The 15,122-nt window shown below is 64.3% G+C and carries 17 protein-coding genes; 5 read left to right on the plus strand and 12 right to left on the minus strand.

What is annotated here, in order from left to right; genetic code table 11:
- Window positions 1–27 precede the first annotated feature (27 nt).
- The 4 genes from Q0603_RS00490 to tsaB form a co-directional block, all read right to left on the minus strand.
- Window positions 28–927, minus strand: coding sequence for a lysophospholipid acyltransferase family protein (locus Q0603_RS00490; protein ID WP_298720351.1), 900 nt, complete (start codon window positions 925–927; stop codon window positions 28–30).
- Between the two features lie 49 nt (window positions 928–976).
- On the minus strand, window positions 977–1,417 hold the full coding sequence (locus tag Q0603_RS00495) for a Fur family transcriptional regulator (RefSeq protein WP_298720354.1): 441 nt from the start codon (window positions 1,415–1,417) through the stop codon (window positions 977–979).
- A gap of 137 nt (window positions 1,418–1,554) precedes the next feature.
- Window positions 1,555–1,998 (minus strand): MucR family transcriptional regulator, encoded by a 444-nt coding sequence (locus Q0603_RS00500; protein ID WP_298720356.1) that lies wholly within the window; start codon window positions 1,996–1,998, stop codon window positions 1,555–1,557.
- 100 nt (window positions 1,999–2,098) lie between these two features.
- Window positions 2,099–3,283: a tRNA (adenosine(37)-N6)-threonylcarbamoyltransferase complex dimerization subunit type 1 TsaB gene (gene tsaB / locus Q0603_RS00505; RefSeq protein ID WP_298720358.1), complete on the minus strand. Its 1,185-nt coding sequence runs from the start codon at window positions 3,281–3,283 to the stop codon at window positions 2,099–2,101.
- A 53-nt stretch (window positions 3,284–3,336) separates the two neighbouring features.
- On the opposite strand from tsaB, the gene ddpX reads away from it, so the two are divergent.
- Window positions 3,337–3,903 carry a D-alanyl-D-alanine dipeptidase gene (gene ddpX, locus Q0603_RS00510; protein ID WP_298720360.1) on the plus strand — a complete coding sequence of 189 codons (567 nt, stop codon included), beginning with the start codon at window positions 3,337–3,339 and terminating at the stop codon, window positions 3,901–3,903.
- Between the two features lie 135 nt (window positions 3,904–4,038).
- Here ddpX and Q0603_RS00515 read toward each other — a convergent pair whose 3' ends face one another.
- From Q0603_RS00515 to sppA, 5 genes are read right to left on the minus strand one after another with little or no spacing between them, the layout of a single operon-like run.
- The gene (locus Q0603_RS00515) at window positions 4,039–5,160 is read right to left on the minus strand and encodes an FAD-dependent oxidoreductase (protein ID WP_298720362.1); all 1,122 of its coding nucleotides are present in this window, start codon (window positions 5,158–5,160) and stop codon (window positions 4,039–4,041) included.
- Entirely contained in the window at window positions 5,157–6,101 is a 945-nt protein-coding gene (locus Q0603_RS00520) for an ornithine cyclodeaminase family protein (RefSeq protein ID WP_298720365.1), read from the minus strand. Before Q0603_RS00520 ends, Q0603_RS00515 begins: the two co-directional genes overlap by 4 nt.
- 9 nt (window positions 6,102–6,110) lie before the next feature.
- On the minus strand, window positions 6,111–6,467 hold the full coding sequence (locus tag Q0603_RS00525) for a LapA family protein (protein WP_298720367.1): 357 nt from the start codon (window positions 6,465–6,467) through the stop codon (window positions 6,111–6,113).
- Between the two features lie 15 nt (window positions 6,468–6,482).
- The gene (gene ihfB / locus Q0603_RS00530) at window positions 6,483–6,788 is read right to left on the minus strand and encodes an integration host factor subunit beta (RefSeq protein WP_298720369.1); all 306 of its coding nucleotides are present in this window, start codon (window positions 6,786–6,788) and stop codon (window positions 6,483–6,485) included.
- A 43-nt stretch (window positions 6,789–6,831) separates the two neighbouring features.
- On the minus strand, window positions 6,832–7,761 hold the full coding sequence (sppA, locus tag Q0603_RS00535) for a signal peptide peptidase SppA (RefSeq protein ID WP_298720372.1): 930 nt from the start codon (window positions 7,759–7,761) through the stop codon (window positions 6,832–6,834).
- A gap of 294 nt (window positions 7,762–8,055) precedes the next feature.
- Here sppA and Q0603_RS00540 point away from each other — a divergent pair, with 294 nt between their 5' ends.
- Window positions 8,056–8,952 (plus strand): DMT family transporter, encoded by an 897-nt coding sequence (locus Q0603_RS00540; protein WP_298720375.1) that lies wholly within the window; start codon window positions 8,056–8,058, stop codon window positions 8,950–8,952.
- 26 nt (window positions 8,953–8,978) lie between these two features.
- Here the strand turns inward: Q0603_RS00540 and Q0603_RS00545 are convergent, their stop codons facing one another.
- Window positions 8,979–9,554: a PAS domain-containing protein gene (locus Q0603_RS00545; protein ID WP_298720377.1), complete on the minus strand. Its 576-nt coding sequence runs from the start codon at window positions 9,552–9,554 to the stop codon at window positions 8,979–8,981.
- A 277-nt stretch (window positions 9,555–9,831) separates the two neighbouring features.
- On the opposite strand from Q0603_RS00545, the gene Q0603_RS00550 reads away from it, so the two are divergent.
- The 3 genes from Q0603_RS00550 to Q0603_RS00560 are packed head-to-tail and all read left to right on the plus strand — an operon-like array spanning window position 9,832 to window position 12,111.
- Entirely contained in the window at window positions 9,832–10,413 is a 582-nt protein-coding gene (locus Q0603_RS00550) for an invasion associated locus B family protein (protein ID WP_298720380.1), read from the plus strand.
- Between the two features lie 50 nt (window positions 10,414–10,463).
- Window positions 10,464–11,606 carry a 23S rRNA (adenine(2503)-C(2))-methyltransferase RlmN gene (gene rlmN / locus Q0603_RS00555; protein ID WP_298720620.1) on the plus strand — a complete coding sequence of 381 codons (1,143 nt, stop codon included), beginning with the start codon at window positions 10,464–10,466 and terminating at the stop codon, window positions 11,604–11,606.
- A 19-nt stretch (window positions 11,607–11,625) separates the two neighbouring features.
- A complete protein-coding gene (locus tag Q0603_RS00560; protein WP_298720383.1) occupies window positions 11,626–12,111 on the plus strand; it encodes a hypothetical protein in 486 nt (161 codons plus the stop codon).
- Between the two features lie 92 nt (window positions 12,112–12,203).
- Here the strand turns inward: Q0603_RS00560 and Q0603_RS00565 are convergent, their stop codons facing one another.
- On the minus strand, window positions 12,204–14,411 hold the full coding sequence (locus Q0603_RS00565) for a methyl-accepting chemotaxis protein (protein ID WP_298720386.1): 2,208 nt from the start codon (window positions 14,409–14,411) through the stop codon (window positions 12,204–12,206).
- A gap of 237 nt (window positions 14,412–14,648) precedes the next feature.
- On the minus strand, window positions 14,649–15,098 hold the full coding sequence (gene cynS / locus Q0603_RS00570) for a cyanase (protein WP_298720389.1): 450 nt from the start codon (window positions 15,096–15,098) through the stop codon (window positions 14,649–14,651).
- Window positions 15,099–15,122: the final 24 nt, after the last annotated feature.

A 15,122-nucleotide genomic window follows, 5' to 3' on the forward strand; every position in this document is an offset into this window, starting at 1 on the left:
ACGGGAGGGCGAGGATTCTTGCTGTTTTTACGCTGCCGGCGGAACGCTATCGCCGTTCTGCTCAGGCACAGAAGTCCCAGGCGCAGAAGCCTGCGCCTGCGGTTGCGACGGCGTGACGTGCAGCGGCTTGGGCGGCGTACGCGGGCCGGGCTCGCGGCCGGCGTTGATGTCGCTCAAGCCTTCCAGCACGCGCTGATGACACCAGGCGGCCATGCCCTTGCGCGAGGCGAAATCCGCCATGGTGACCGGCTGATGCAGCTCGACGACGGCTTCGCTCGGGCCCGATTTCAGAAAGCGCCACAAATGGGGCACCAGGTCCTCATCGCCGACCCAGGCGAAGATGCGCATCCAGCGGCGGCCCACCGGCATGTGGTTCAGCTTGGCATACCCCAGGCTGATCGGCTGCACGAAGGGCAGCCTGCCCCTGATCGGCTGTTCCGCCACGGCGAAGAACGCCGATTTGAAGTTATGAATGCGCAGACCGTCCGAGGACGTGCCCTCAGGGAACAGGATCAGGTTGTCGCCCTGCTCCAGCCGCTCGCGCATCTCGTCGCGATGCTCGGCCGTGCGATGGCGGTTGTTGCGCTCGACGAAGACCGTGCGCTGCAGCCGCGCCAGCAGGCCGAAGAAGGGCCAGTCGTTGACTTCCTTCTTGGCGATGAAACTCGCCGGCAAGGCCGCCGACAGCACGACGATGTCGAGCCAGGAGATGTGATTGCTGACGAACAGCACCGGCGCCGGCGCAGCGGCGACACCGATCCTGCGTACCTTGATGCGCAGCAGCCAGGCGACGCTGCGATGATAGAAATGCGGCAGCGACCGCCGCCAGGGGCTGCCGATCTTGATCAGCAGCATCTGCAACGGGATCAGCAGCGCCGTCCAGATCAGAAACAGGACAAGCGTTGCAATTGCGCGAGCGGTCATCATGGAAAAATACCGCGCCTGGAGCTGGCCGCGATCAAGCCTTGCCTTGCGATCAAGCTTTGCCTTTCTTGGGCGCGGCTTCGGTGTCGTCGAGCGGCACGCCGAACAGCTCCAGCCGGTGATCGACCAGCTTGTAGCCAAGCTTGGCAGCGATCCTTTCCTGCAGCTCTTCGAGTTCCGGATCGTTGAATTCGATGATCTTGCCGCTGCGCATGTCGATCAGGTGATCGTGGTGCGCTTCCGGCATTTCCTCGTAGCGCGCGCGGCCATCGCCGAGATCGAGGCGGCTGAGGATGCCGTTTTCCTCAAACATGCGCACGGTGCGGTAAACGGTGGCGATCGAGATGCGCGGATCGATCGCAGCGGCGCGATGATGCAGCTCCTCGACATCGGGATGATCGTCGGCAGCGCTGAGAACGCGCGCGATGACGCGGCGCTGATCGGTCATCCGCATGCCGAGCTGTTCACAAAGCTGTTCAAGACGGCTGCTCATGCACCGAAGCCTTCCTGTTAGTCACTCGCCCACCCGCTTTATCGTCAGTAGGATGACGATATCGCGTCACTAATGACAGGCGAACTACCGCAGTCGCGTGCTCAGGGCAAGCCTTTCGGCGCCCTTGCGGCCTCTCGTCAACGGCTGCGGCGGCGGCCCTTGCCGAGGCCAATTTTCTTCGCCAGTGCCCGACGTTGCAAGGCATAATTGGGCGCCACCATGGGGTAATCCGCAGGCAGACCCCAGCGTTCGCGATACTGTTCCGGCGTCAGCCCGTAGTGGCTCATCAGATGCCGTTTGAGCATCTTCAGCTTTTTGCCGTCCTCCAGGCAGATGATGTAATCGGGCATCACCGATTTCTTCACCGCCACGGCCGGCGTCGGGCGTTCGGGCGCTTTCTCCCGCACCGCCGCGCCATTGCCGCCAATGCCTGCGAGCGTGCCGTAGACCTGGCGAATCAACCCAGGCAGTTCGGAAGCATCGAGTTTGTTGTTGGAGACATGGGCGGCGACGATCTCGGCGGTCAGCGCCAGCAACTCCGACTTTTCCGCGTGACGGGCCTTATCGGCGCTGTCGGCCATGCCGCATGTCCTTCCAGGCAAGTATTACGGAGTATTAAATCAAATAATACGCCGTAACGGGAAAGTAATCTAGCAAAGACTTGCCAGAAGTCGGGCAAAATCAGGCCGGATTCGCCGTCGAAATCTTCATGACGATCGCATTCACGCGCGATGCGGCAGATGAGGACGAACCGGCGGGCCCCTCATAATAGCCCGCGCGGCGACCGACCTCGGCGAAGCCCAGCCCCTTGTAAAGCGCCTGGGCCGCGTGATTGTCCTCGGCCACTTCGAGGAAGCAGGCGGCAGCGCCCTCCTGATTCAGCCGCTGCAATCCCTCGCGCATCAGGCCGCGCGCGATGCCAAGCCGCTGCAGCCGCGGCCGCACCGCCAGCGTGATCACTTCGGCTTCATCGGCCGCCTTGCGCAGCAGCACGAAGCCTGCCGGCTGATCGTTATGCACGGCAAGCAGCGCAAAGGCGCCCGGCATGGCCAGCAGATCGGTGAAAGCCTGACTGCTCCAGCCGCCATGGCGATCCTGCGCGAAAGCTTCGCCATGCAGCTCCGCCAGCAGCGCAGCACTTTCGACGCCGCAAGGCTGAATGGTGACCGCAAGCTGCGCGCGCGGCTGCGCGACAGCAGGCAAGGCTGCATCGGGCGGGCGGATGTAAAGTGGCGCCGGCGCGCGTGCAGGCGCCGGACGCTGCATGGCCAGGCGCGCAACAATGGCTGGATCGGGATCCGGCGCAGCAGGCGAAAGCTGCAGATCATCGCGCGGGCCCGCTGCCTGGCGCAGCAATTTTGCGCCGCTGCCGACCAGCGTCAGCGGGCCGGATGGCAATTGCGCGGCGGCAGCCGCAACCGGCAGCAGGGCCGGTTCCTGCAGCGGCGCGCCCAGACCGTTTGCAGCAGCCGCGAAAGCCTGGATGTAGACCTCATCGCGGCGCGCATCGATTGCGGCAATGGTGGCGATGCCTGGCTGGGCCGCGGCGGTTGCCAGCGCTTCCGTTGTGGTGATGCCCCAGACGGGTCTGGACAGCGCAAGACCCAAAGCACGCGCAGTCGCCAGCGCCGTGCGGATGCCGGTAAACGAGCCGGGACCGATGGTGGCGGCGATGCCGTAAAGCTCCTGCAATTCAAGCCCGGCCTGACGGCGCGCGTCTTCCAGCACCGGCAGCAGGCGTTCGGCATTGCCCTTGCCGCCGGGCGAAACAATGCGCGCCAGCACGCGCGCTTCGCCCTCAGGGCTGCCCTCGATGATCGCCACCGAACACGCATTCAGCGCGGTATCAAGGCCCAGCAGCTTCACGTCGCCGCTCCGCGATGATAGGAGGATGCCAATCCTGGCTTGGAGTTCATGCAATGTCTCTCGTCGAGAGCGGGCTTGTCGAAATCACGCCGCCGGAATTTCCGGTGCTGATCGATCTGCGCTATGCCAGCGCCGACAACCTCACCGGCGCGCCGATCTATAAACGGGCTGCCTGTTTTCTCAACCCTGAAGCCGCCGGTCTGCTCAAACGGGCGATCATTCTGGCCGCCCAGATGGATTTGAGGCTGAAGATATTCGACGCCTTCCGCCCGACCGAGGCCGCCTGGGCGCTGTGGAATCATACGCCCGATCCGAATTTCCTGGCCGATCCGCGCAAGGGTTCGCCGCATTCGCGCGGCGCCGCCGTCGATGTGACGCTGGTCGATGCCGATGGCGAGGATCTCGACATGGGCACCGATTTCGACGCCTTCACGCCGCTGGCCTTCCATGGCGCGCTGGAAATCACGCCCGAGCAGCAGCGCAACCGCGCATTGCTGCTGGGGATCATGACCGCAGCGGGCTGGGACTTCTATCGCAACGAATGGTGGCATTATCAGCTGTTCCAGCCGCGGCGCTTCCCGCTTCTGTCCGATGCGGCGGCGGGGACAAGGATGATGTGATCCCTCACCCTCCCAACGCTGGCGCGATGGGCCCCTTTCTCTTCCGCTGACGCGAGCGAGGGGAATGGGTTTGCGCTCGCCTTCTCCCCCCTTTCCGCTTGCGGGAGGCCGGGAGGGTGAAGGTGAAAGCGCCGCCTATTCCACATGCCCCGCCGCCCAGCGGGCGGTGGCGGCGAAATCCGCCTTCTCCTGCAGCACGGCGGCGATGCGTTCGCCGATCACGGGGCCGAATTTGAAGCCATGGCCGGACGTGCCGCAGAAGGCAAATGCGCGCGGGCCGAGCTGGCGGAACTGGAAGCGTTCTTCCGCCTCCACGTCGTAGAAACAGGTCTTCGCCGCGGCGATGCGATACTGCTCCAGCGCCATGATGCGGTGGCGCACATTGTGCAGAAGCGCGTCGATCTCGTCCTGGCGCGGTTCGCGGTCGCCGCTTGGATCGGCGGTGGAGCCGAAGCGGTGGTCGCCGATCTTCAGGCCGGTGCGGATGCCATCGCGGGTGACGCGCGGCGGCACCAGGTAGAAGCCCTTGGTCTCGCCAATCTCCAGCAGCATCGGCGCTGCATGCCAGGCCGCCATCAGATCGCCGGGCGGCGTCAGATAGACCACCACCTGGCGCGAGGGCCGCGAAACCGGCGCCAGATCGGGCAGCAACTGCGCCGTCCAGGGCCCCGCCGCGACGAGGATGCGGTCCGCCTGCACCTGCCCGCCATCGGCAAGACGCACGATGCCGGCACTGGCATCGATGCCGGCGACCTTGGTTTGGGTCAGCAGCGTCACCATGCGGTCGCGCAAGTGGCGGGACAGCGCCGCCACGATGGCCTCGGCGAAGAGAAGCCCGCCCGAGGGACAGTAATAGGCATCCTGCAGGCCATCGCCGTTCAGCATCGGATAACGGCCAGCAACCGTTTCGCCGTCGAAGGCCAGATGCTCGACCTCTTCGGCAGCCAGCGCGATGCAGCTCTGCTTGGCCCAGCTATCGCCCTCGCCGCTCAGCACCAGCGTGCCGGTTTCGGCATAGAGCCGCATCTTAAGATCGCTCCAGACGCGCTCCCAGGCGTGATAGGCCTCGCGCACCATGCGCAGATAGCCGCGCTGCACGCCATAGGGATAACGGATCAGGCGATGCTGATCGACCGAGCTGCCCAGCGGATTGGGCAGCGGGCCTTGCTCGATGACGCTGACGTCGCAACCCGCGCGCTTGAGCGCCCAGGCGGTGGACAGACCGACAATGCCACCGCCGACGATCGCGACTTTCATGAAATGACGCTTTCCGCAACGAGTTCGGCAGCCGCCAGATCTTCCAATGCCAGCCCCACCGATTTGAACAGGGTGATTTCGTTTTCGCTCTGCCGGGCATGCCGATCGGCGCGGCAAAGCTCAAACAGATCGGCGCGCACGTCCTCAGGCTTCAGCAGGCCCGATTTAAGCGGCACCACCAGATCGCCGGCTTCTTTCAAGGCGCCTTCGCGGCTGTCGACAAAGATACTGGCCTTGCGGACCGCCGCATCGTCGGCCTCACGCATCTCCGGCGTGAAACCGCCGACCAGATCGACATGGGTGCCGGGCCGCAGCCAGTCGCCGCGCACCAGCGGCTCACGGCTTAAGGTCGCGCAGGAAATCACATCGGCAGCACGCACCGCGGATTCCAGATCGTCGGCAACAACAACCGCAGCATCGAGATCGCTCAGCTTTGCGGCCAGGGCTTCGGCGCGGGCGCGGCTGCGGTTCCAGATCTCGATGCGCTTGTAGCGCTGCGCGGCGTGATGGGCGCGCACCAGATGCGGCGCCAGCGACCCGGCGCCGACCATCAATAGATGCTGCGCATCCTTGCGCGCCAGATAGCGGGCAGCGAGCGCCGAGGCGCAGGCCGTGCGGCGCAAGGTGAGCGCAACGCCATCGATCACCGCCTTCGGCGCGCCGGTATTGGCGTCAAGCAGCAGATAGGCACCGATCACCGATGGCAGGCCGACCCTGGCATTGTCGGGAAAGACGCTGACCGCCTTGATGCCGATATGACGGCCGGGCTGCCAGGCCGGCATGATCAGCAAGGTGCCGCCGGCGGCGCTGCCCGGCGTGTCGATATGGTAGTGGCTGCGCAGCGGCACTTCGCCGCCGATGCAAAACGCCTCGCGCAGATGCGCGGTGAGCTTGTCATAGGGCAGTGCCGCATGGACGGCGGCGGCTTCGATGATGCGCATGCGGACCTGCTAGACGACGGGAGCGGGAGGCAGCGGCCCGCCGGTTCTGTCGCTGGTCCCGTCCGTGGCGGAAGAAGCGGTGGCGGGCGCTATGGCGGACGCCGGCTGGCTCTCGCGCTGCTGTGCCGCCTTGCGCTGCGCCTGCTGTCGCGCCTTGCGGGCGGCGCTCCAGGCATTCCAGCGGCCGGCCACCGCCCCGATGACGAGGCCGGCGATGAAAACCAGAAAGACGAGAAGATAAAGCGGCAGTTCGATCAGGAAGGGCAGCGGATCGAGACTGACATCGACCGGCTGTCGATTGGCTACTGCGAAGACAATCAGCAGGATGAGAAGAAGGGCGCCTATCAGTACGCGCAGGAAGCGCATCGCGGCGCTCTTCGCTTACTCGGCGTCGGCGGGTTGCTTCGCCTGGAGATTGAGCTTCTGGCGCAACTCCTTGCCGGTCTTGAAGAACGGCACGAATTTCTCCTGCACTTCAACGGCGGTGCCGGTACGTGGATTGCGGCCGGTGCGTGCCGGCCGGCGCTTCACGGAAAAGGCCCCGAAACCGCGCAATTCGACGCGGTCGCCGCGCGACAGCGCCGTGGCGATCTCATCGAAGATCGTTCCGACGATACGTTCGATATCGCGTTGGGTCAGATGCTGGTTACGTTCAGCCAAGCGATTGATAAGTTCGGACTTGATCATCGGCGTTTCCCTGCGCAAAGGCGGCGGGTGCCCCCCTTTGGATTTATTCAGGGTGCCAAAGCGAAATCAGGCCGTCAAGCCTAAGCCGTTCGGGGAAAAGGCTTTTTCCAAAAAGCGCCGAGAAGGCCCGGCCGGCAAGCCCTTCCCAGCCGTCGCGCGGGCGCTCGGGCGGCACCTCCCGGAGCGGCAATTGGGTCGAAATCCCATGGTTTTGCGCGAGCCATTCACGGGCCTCCTCAACCCCTCCGAGTGCATCGATCAGGCCGTGTTCCAGCGCCGCGCGGCCGGAAAAGACCCGGCCATCGGCCAAAGCCAGCACCTGCTCGCGCGGCAGATTCCGGCGCGAGGCCACCAGATTGACGAACCAGTCGTAGGTTTCCATCACCATGCGCTGGATCTGGGCGCGGCCTTCGGGGCTGAGCGGCTTGATCGGCGAGGGCTGGTCCTTGAGCGGGCCGGAGGCGATGCTTTCGGCACCGATGCCGAGCTTTTCCATCAGCTTGGAGAACTCCGCCGTCTGGAACAGCACGCCGATGGAGCCGGTGAGCGAGGTCTCACGGGCATAGACGCGGTCGGCGGCAATCGCCGTCATGTAGCCCGCCGAGGCGCCCAGCGTGCCGATCACGGCCACCACGGGTTTGCGTTCGGCCACCTTGCGGGTGGCGACGAACAGCGCCTCGCCGCCAAAGGTGCTGCCGCCGGGCGAGTTGACGTAGAGGATGAGCGCCTTGCTGCGGTCGTCTTCCGCGATCTCGCGCAGCTTCTCCATCCACCAGTCGTTCTCGGCGATGATGCCGCCGATTTCGAGATGGGCGACGTGATCCTGGCGGCGCTGGATCACCTGGCCCGGATCGATCCAGTAGAGCAGCCCAATGGCGCCGGCCACCACGGCCAAAACGGCGATGAAGCGCCAGAAATTAACACGGCGGGCGAGTTTGCGGCGTTCCAGCCAAGCATCGGTATCGAAGGACATGCCAAGACCTTAAGCGCGGGGTGCCAAGTTGCCAAGGACCGGTTGGTCGGGCCGGGATTGTAACGCAGGGACGCCGTCAGGAAAAAACGGCAGCGGGAAGATGGGGTACGGGGCGATCATTCGTCAGGCCACAAAGACGTCTTCCTGGCTCGCGCGGCGCAACAGCGCCGCATGGCCGGCAGGACGAGACGCATCGTCAACCCGAATTGACTGCATTGTCACGATTGCCCGCCGAAGCGGCGGCGCGTAAAGCTGAGCAAAAGTCTCGCCTCACCCAGTATCTCATTCCTCACCATGCAAACCTTGCTGCTGTATATCGGGATCGTGCTGATCTGGGGCGCCACCTGGCTGCCGGTGAAACTGCAGCTCGGCGTGGTGCCGCCTGCGGTGTCGGTTGCCTATCGCTTCTGGCTGGCCGCCGCGATCCTGTTCGCCTGGTGCCTGCTGCGCGGCCTGCCGCTGCGCCTGCCGCTGGCGCGCCATGGCCATGTTGCGCTGATGGGGGTGACGCTGTTCTGCACCAACTTCATGCTCATCTACCACGGCACGCAGTATCTGCCCTCCGGCCTGGTCGCCATCGTGTTTTCGATGATCGTGCCGATGAACATGGCGAATGGCGCGATTTTCCTTGGCCGGCCGATCGACCGCCGCGTCGCCGTCGGCGCCGTTTTCGGCCTGGCAGGCATCAGCGTCACCTTCTGGTCCGACATTCTCGCCTTCGATCCGACCAGCGGCGCGAGCCTTGGCCTGCTGCTCTGCCTGCTCGGCACCTATTCGGCCTCGCTCGGCAACATGCTGTCGGCGAAGAACCAGATGGCCGGCCTGCCGGTACTGCAGGGCAATGCCTGGGGCATGGGCTATGGCGCGCTGGCCGTCACCTTATATGTGCTGGTCATGCAACAGCCGATCCTGTTCGATCCGTCGCCGGTCTATGCGGGATCGCTCGTCTTCCTGGCGGTGGTCGGCTCGATCTTCGGCTTTGGCTGCTATCTCACTTTGCTCGGCCGCATCGGGCCGGAGCGCGCCGCCTATTCCTCGGTGCTGTATCCGATCGTGGCCCTGGGCATCTCGACCTTTGCCGAGGATTATCACTGGACACCGCGCGTCTTCGCCGGCCTGGCGCTGATTTTGTTCGGCAACCTGCTGGTGCTGGTGCGCTGGCCGCTGCGGAAAAAGGCTGCGGCCGCCTAAGCCTGTCTAGATCGCCCTAAGCCTGTCTAGATCGCATCGAGCAGGCCACGGAAGGTGGCCTGCAGCACACCTTTCTCCAGCGATTCAACCGCAATCGGCTTCTGCCTGGGGCGCGGCGGCTGCTTGCCGGCAGTTTCGGTTGCCGGGCTCCAGCTCTGCGCGCCGAGCACGAAGGCGACGCGGCCCGTCTCATCATCCCCCGTCACCGGCAGCAGCAGGCGGCGCACCCGGCTCATGCCCTCTTCCGGCCAGGTGCGGCTGGTCTCGGCATAAAGCGGCTGAGCATCGGCGATCACCGTAGCGTAAAGCTGCTCGATATAATCCCGATAAGGGCCGTGCATGATTTCGGCACTGGTCTTGCCGGTATCGTCCCGGCCGGCGCGCTGCACCAGTTCGGTTCCGAGCAGGCGGAATCGCACCACAGCCCCCTGCCCGGTCGGCTCGGCCAGCGAAAGATAAGGCAGCAGACGGCGGGGCATATCCAGCGGATCGATCGATCGCCGCGGCGGCAGCATTGCACTGCCCCGCTTGGCCGACCAGTAGGCGGCCAGATTGAGCAGGATGCGGTCGTCGGCAAAAGGCAGGGACAGACCAGATGTCACAGGAGCGGGGTACTCGATGAACAACGCGGTGGGAAACGAATCACATGACGAGACAGTCAGATAGTTTTTATTTCATTTCAACGACTTACAACCGTACGGGGAATCTTTGAGCCCTAAAGTATCGCTGAGGGCCGTACTTTTCTTCCGCCGGGTCCGCGGGAAGCGGCAGTCAGGCTGGCGTTACGGCAACCGAGGCCGGCGCAAAGGGGGTAAACAGGCGGCAACCGGGGCGAATCCGGGGTGGAAATCGCCAGCCGCCGTCGCTATGTTCGCCCCCATGATCGACAAGACGGCTTTCAGATCGGCAGCCTTGCTGCTTGCCACGCTCCCCTTTTTCCTTGCCGCCCCGCTGGGCGATGCCGCCGCACAATCGAAGCCGGCGGCCAAGAGCGAGCCAAAGAGCGAAACCAAGCGGATCGGCAGCTTCCAGAAATGGGATGCCTACGAGCATACCGACAAGGGCATCAAGCTCTGCTATCTGCACGCCCAGCCGGACAAGAAGGAGCCGGCCGGTGCCAAGCGCGGCGAGATCTACATCCTGGTCACCCACAAGCCCAAGGAGAAGATCCGCAACGAGGTGAGCATCTATTTCGGCTATCCGCTGAAGGAGAATGTTCCCGCGCAGGCCGTGATCGGCCCCACCGTGATCGACATGTTCACCCATCAGGAAGCCGCCTGGGCCGCCGATGCCGCGACCGACAACAAGCTGGTCGAGGCCCTGCGCAAGGGCAAGACGCTGGTGGTCAAGGGCGAGTCGGTGCGCGGCACCAAGACCACCGACACCTATGACCTGAGCGGCTTTACCGCTGCGCTGCAAGCCATCGACAAGGCCTGCAACATCGCCGGGGCGACTTCGTGACCGCTCAAGCTGCCATCGTTCCTGACATTGCCGCACGCGCACCGGCGGCGATGCCGTCCGCCGATGGCCGGACCGATCTGCTGGGCCTGACGCGGGCCGAGATCGCTGCCGCGCTGATCGCTGCCGGCGAGCCCGAGAAATCGGCCAGGATGCGGGCCAATCAGCTCTGGCACTGGATCTATTACCGCGGCGTGCGGGATTTCAGCGTGATGACCACGCTGGCCAAGGACATGCGCGAGCGCATGGCCGAGAAATTCTGCATCAGCCGGCCGCAGGCTTCGCGCGATCTGCAAAGCGTCGACGGCACGCGCAAATGGCTGCTGAAATTCGCCGATGGCGAAGAAGCCGAATGCGTGCACATTCCAGAGGAAGACCGTGGCGCGCTCTGCGTCTCCAGCCAGGTGGGCTGCACGCTGACCTGCCGCTTCTGCCATACCGGCACGATGAAGCTGGTGCGCAATCTTTCGGCCGGCGAGATCGTCGGCCAGGTGATGCTGGCACGCGATCATCTGAACGAATGGCCCTCGCCGCCGGAAGGCCGCATGCTGTCCAACATCGTCATGATGGGCATGGGCGAGCCGCTGTATAACTTCGACAATGTGTCGAAGGCATTGAAGATCGTGATGGACAATGAAGGCATCGCGATCTCCAAGCGCCGCATCACGCTTTCGACTGCAGGCGTGGTGCCGATGATCGAGCGCTGCGGCGCGGAGCTTGGCGTCAATCTCGCGATCAGCCTGCATGCCGTGCGCGACGACATCCGCGACGTGATCGTGCCGCTGAACAAGAAATACCCGATCAAGGAACTGCTGGCGGCCTGCGCCAGCTATCCGGGCCTGAGCAATGCGCGCCGCATCACCTTCGAATACGTGATGCTGAAGGGCATCAACGACAGCGCAGCTGATGCGAAGGAACTGGTGCGGCTGCTGAAGGGCATTCCGGCCAAGGTGAACCTGATTCCGTTCAATCCCTGGCCCGGCGCGCCTTACGAATGCTCCAGCGACGAGGCGATCCGCAAATTCAGCGACATTGTCTTCAACGCCGGCTATTCCTCGCCGGTGCGCACGCCGCGCGGCCGCGACATCATGGCCGCCTGCGGCCAGCTGAAATCGGCCAGCGTGAAGCGCAGCAAGGCAGAAATCCTGCGCGAGCAGGCCGCCAAGGAAGCGGCGGCCGCAAACCTGCCGGTGTAAGGCGCATGGATAGGAGTGCATGAAAGGCGCGGCGATCATACCGGCTGCCATCGTGACGCTGTCGCTCGCTGCGGCGATGCCGGCGGCGGCGCAGAATGCCGCATCGTTCTTTGAGATGCCTCCGCCGGAGGCCCAGATTCCGCCGCCCGCCATTCAGGTGGCGCCAACAGAACCGCAGACGCCGATTGACCAAAGCGTCGCCTTCAGCCGCTCCGAACGCTGGCTGATTCCCTATTACTTCACCAAGCTGCGCAGCCAGCGGAAACATGCCTCGCGCAGCAAGGGCGAGAAGCGGGAGCTGCCTGAGGGGCTGACCAAAAGCCCGGAGATCGGCGAGACCCTGCCGCTGTCGCTGCTGCCCGAGCTGCGGCTGCTGCCCAAACCGCTGACCCGCGAATTGCCGCCGCGCCGGCCGGATACCCAGCGCTACGTCATAGGCTCAGACGTCGTGCTGGTGCGGCCATCCACTGGCGAAGTGCTCGACAAGCTGCCCAGTGTGATCTGACTGGCGTGATCTGACTGGCGTGATCTGACTGGCGTGATCTGACCGGTATGATCTGACCGGTATGATCTGACCGGTATGATCTGACTGGCAGCCTAGGCAGCCTTTCCTGCCGCGAGTTCGTCTTCGTCGTCAAAATCCGACTGCTGCTTGAAGAAGCCGACCAGCGCAGCAAGCTGGCTGGCCTGATGGCTGAGCGTGCTGGCTGAAGCCGTGGCCTGTTCTGCCATTGCCGCATTGCGCTGGGTCATCTCATCCAGATTCGACACGGCGCTGTTGATCTGATCGAGGCCCGTGGCCTGTTCGGCCGAGGCCACCGCGATCTCGCCGACGATATCGGAGACTTTCTTGATCGCGGCGACGATCTCGCTCAGCGCGCTGCCGGTCTGGTTGACCAGGCCGGTGCCCGCCTTCACCTGGGCATTGGATTCCGCGATCAGCGCCTTGATGTCCTTTGACGCATTGGCCGAGCGCTGCGCCAGGGCGCGCACCTCCTGCGCCACGACGGCAAAGCCCTTGCCGGCATCGCCTGCGCGGGCGGCTTCGACGGATGCGTTCAGCGCCAGCAGATTGGTCTGGAAGGCGATCTCGTCGATCAGGCCGATGATGTCGGAAATCTTCTGCGCACTGCCTTCGATGCGTTCGACAGCGGCTACCGCTTCCTGCACGATATGGCCGCCCTTCTGCGCGATCTCATGCGCCGACATCGCGAGCTGATTGGCCGCCTGGGCATTATCGGCATTGTGCTTCACGGTGACGGTGACTTCGTGCATCGAGGCAGCGGTTTCCTCGATAGATGAGGCCTGGCTTTGCGTGCGCTGCGCCAGGTCCTGGCTGCTGGCGGAGATTTCACTGGAGGCGACCCGCACCGCTTCGGCGCTTTCGGCCAGCCGCAGCGAGAAATCGCCCAGCAGCACCGCCATGCGATTGGCGCTGTCCTTCAGCTGGCCGAAAATGCCCTCGTAATGACCTTCCACCTTGCGGGTCAGATCGCCCTGCCCCAGCGCTTCGGTCACGGCCGCCAGTTCGCCGACCATCGCCTGCAGCATTTCGGCCAGGCGATTGAGCTGCTGGCTGAGCTGCAGGAAGAAGCCATCCTTGCCGTCCTGCGACAGGCGGCTGCTGAGATCGCCGGCGACGATGCGGTTGACCAGATCGGTGACTTCCACGGCGGCGACGCGTTCGCGGGCGAGGCGTTCGGCCTGCTGCTGCTGTTCGGTATCGCGGGCCGCAGCGGCGGCGCGGGCTTGCTCGTGGCGCTTTTCCGCGCCGGCGCGCCAGATTCGATAGGTCTCATGCAATTCGGCCAGCCGCTTGCTGCCACCGAAGAAAACGGCCAGCAGACGCGCCACGCCGAAGCCGATCTGCAGCGCGCGCCGCAGGCCGCCATCGGCGGGCATCGCCAGCAGCTGCTTGCAGATGGCCTGCAGGTCCTCGGCGATGCGGTCGCGCACGCGGTTGATCGCATCGATCCGCTGGGTGGTGATGCGGAACCAGTCGGGCGCGGCGATGCCGCCGGTGCGGCCGCTGTCGCTTTGCTGTGCGAAGCCGTCATAGATGATCTGCCGCAACCGCGCGACTTCGGCAAAGACCGGCTCGCGCAGCACGGTATCGAAGAAAGCCGCCTGCCCGGCCGTGGCGCGGCTGCGGAAGGTGGCGAAATCCGCTTCCTGCAAGGCCCCGAGAATGAGGAAGCGCTGATAGACCGCCAGTTCGAATCCGCCAGCGGCCAGGGCGCCGGAGCCGGTGGCGCGTTCCTGCGCCGACTTCTCCAGGCCTTCCAGGATGGCGAGATAGGCATCCAGCCCCTGAATGAGATCGGGATTGCGCAGCAGCAGCCCGATATCGCGGATCGAGGTCAGGGCCAGCCGGATCGGATTGGTCCAGTTGGCAAAGGATTGCTGCGCGGTGAATTCCAGCCTGTCGATCACCGGTCGCGCCAGCCGCGCCTGATCAAGCGTTGCGCTGAGCTGATCGGCCGCCTGCACCACAGCCGCCAGCGGCGCGAGCGGCCGGCATTCGGCAATGGCTGCGCGCAAGGCCTCGATGGCCTGATCCAGCCCGCCGCGCGCGGCCTGGAGTTCCGCGCGGAATTGCTGGCCGCGGCTGCCGAGATAAAGCGCGCTGGAGCCGCGCTCGCGCTGCAATTCATGCAGCAGCCTGCCGGCGGCAATGGCATATTGGATGGCTTTGTCGGCGATGGGCGCTTCGGCTGCCTTCTGCCGGTCTTCCCATAAATGCGTTGTTGCGAAACTGAGAAACCCGAGCGTGGCAAATGGGTCATGCGGCACGGCTTCTGACATGCGCTACCTCTTTTCACTCTTCGCCGCCGAGGCGGCAAAACTTCCCTAAGCGCAGCGAAGCATCAACCATGCCAGAAAACGTGCCGATGAATCGGCCTCTATACCCTATCGGTGGTATGCCTTCGCACTATCAGCAGGAGAATTGAAAATCACTGCCGGTTTTTTGTGCGCCACGCCGCAAAAGATGGCGCGAAAAGAGGAGAAGCGGCCCGCCTGAAGACGGGCCGCAAGCCGTCATCAGTAGCGCTTGTAATCGAGGAACTTGCCGGTCATGACGATCTTCACGCGGTCGCCCTTCGGATCGGGCAGGCGTTCCATCGTCATGTTGAAATCGATGGCTGACATGATGCCGTCGCCGAATTCCTCCTGGATCAGTTCCTTCCAGGTGGTGCCGTAGACCTGCACCAGCTCGTAGAAGCGATAGATCAGCGGATCGGTCGGCGGACCCGGCGGCAGCGAGCCGCGATACGGAATCTCCGACAGCAGCTTCTGCTCCATCTTGGTCAGGCCGAACAGCTTGGCGGCCTTGGCGGCCTGCGCGGGTTCGAGCTTCATCTGGCCGAGCAGACCGGCGGTAAGGAAGACAGGCGACTGCTTGGGATCGATCTTCTTGGTGATCTCCTTCCAGCTCCAGCCTTTCATCCGTTTGATATCGAGAATCTTCTCGGTGACGTCACTGCGCTTCACGTATCTCTCTCCTGTGCTTTCTAG

The organism is uncultured Ferrovibrio sp., assembly GCF_937960835.1.
Classification (GTDB): Bacteria; Pseudomonadota; Alphaproteobacteria; order Ferrovibrionales; family Ferrovibrionaceae; genus Ferrovibrio.

Excerpts from the sequence above, each read along its gene's own strand:
- Q0603_RS00490 (WP_298720351.1), bottom strand. The coding sequence starts at position 927 with ATGATGACCGCTCGCGCAATTGCAACGCTTGTCCTGTTTCTGATCTGG.
- Q0603_RS00495 (WP_298720354.1), bottom strand. The coding sequence starts at position 1,417 with ATGAGCAGCCGTCTTGAACAGCTTTGTGAACAGCTCGGCATGCGGATG.
- Q0603_RS00500 (WP_298720356.1), bottom strand. The coding sequence starts at position 1,998 with ATGGCCGACAGCGCCGATAAGGCCCGTCACGCGGAAAAGTCGGAGTTG.
- ddpX (WP_298720360.1), top strand. The coding sequence starts at position 3,337 with ATGTCTCTCGTCGAGAGCGGGCTTGTCGAAATCACGCCGCCGGAATTT.
- Q0603_RS00515 (WP_298720362.1), bottom strand. The coding sequence starts at position 5,160 with ATGAAAGTCGCGATCGTCGGCGGTGGCATTGTCGGTCTGTCCACCGCC.
- Q0603_RS00520 (WP_298720365.1), bottom strand. The coding sequence starts at position 6,101 with ATGCGCATCATCGAAGCCGCCGCCGTCCATGCGGCACTGCCCTATGAC.
- Q0603_RS00525 (WP_298720367.1), bottom strand. The coding sequence starts at position 6,467 with ATGCGCTTCCTGCGCGTACTGATAGGCGCCCTTCTTCTCATCCTGCTG.
- ihfB (WP_298720369.1), bottom strand. The coding sequence starts at position 6,788 with ATGATCAAGTCCGAACTTATCAATCGCTTGGCTGAACGTAACCAGCAT.
- sppA (WP_298720372.1), bottom strand. The coding sequence starts at position 7,761 with ATGTCCTTCGATACCGATGCTTGGCTGGAACGCCGCAAACTCGCCCGC.
- Q0603_RS00540 (WP_298720375.1), top strand. The coding sequence starts at position 8,056 with ATGCAAACCTTGCTGCTGTATATCGGGATCGTGCTGATCTGGGGCGCC.
- Q0603_RS00550 (WP_298720380.1), top strand. The coding sequence starts at position 9,832 with ATGATCGACAAGACGGCTTTCAGATCGGCAGCCTTGCTGCTTGCCACG.
- rlmN (WP_298720620.1), top strand. The coding sequence starts at position 10,464 with ATGCCGTCCGCCGATGGCCGGACCGATCTGCTGGGCCTGACGCGGGCC.
- Q0603_RS00560 (WP_298720383.1), top strand. The coding sequence starts at position 11,626 with ATGAAAGGCGCGGCGATCATACCGGCTGCCATCGTGACGCTGTCGCTC.
- Q0603_RS00565 (WP_298720386.1), bottom strand. The coding sequence starts at position 14,411 with ATGTCAGAAGCCGTGCCGCATGACCCATTTGCCACGCTCGGGTTTCTC.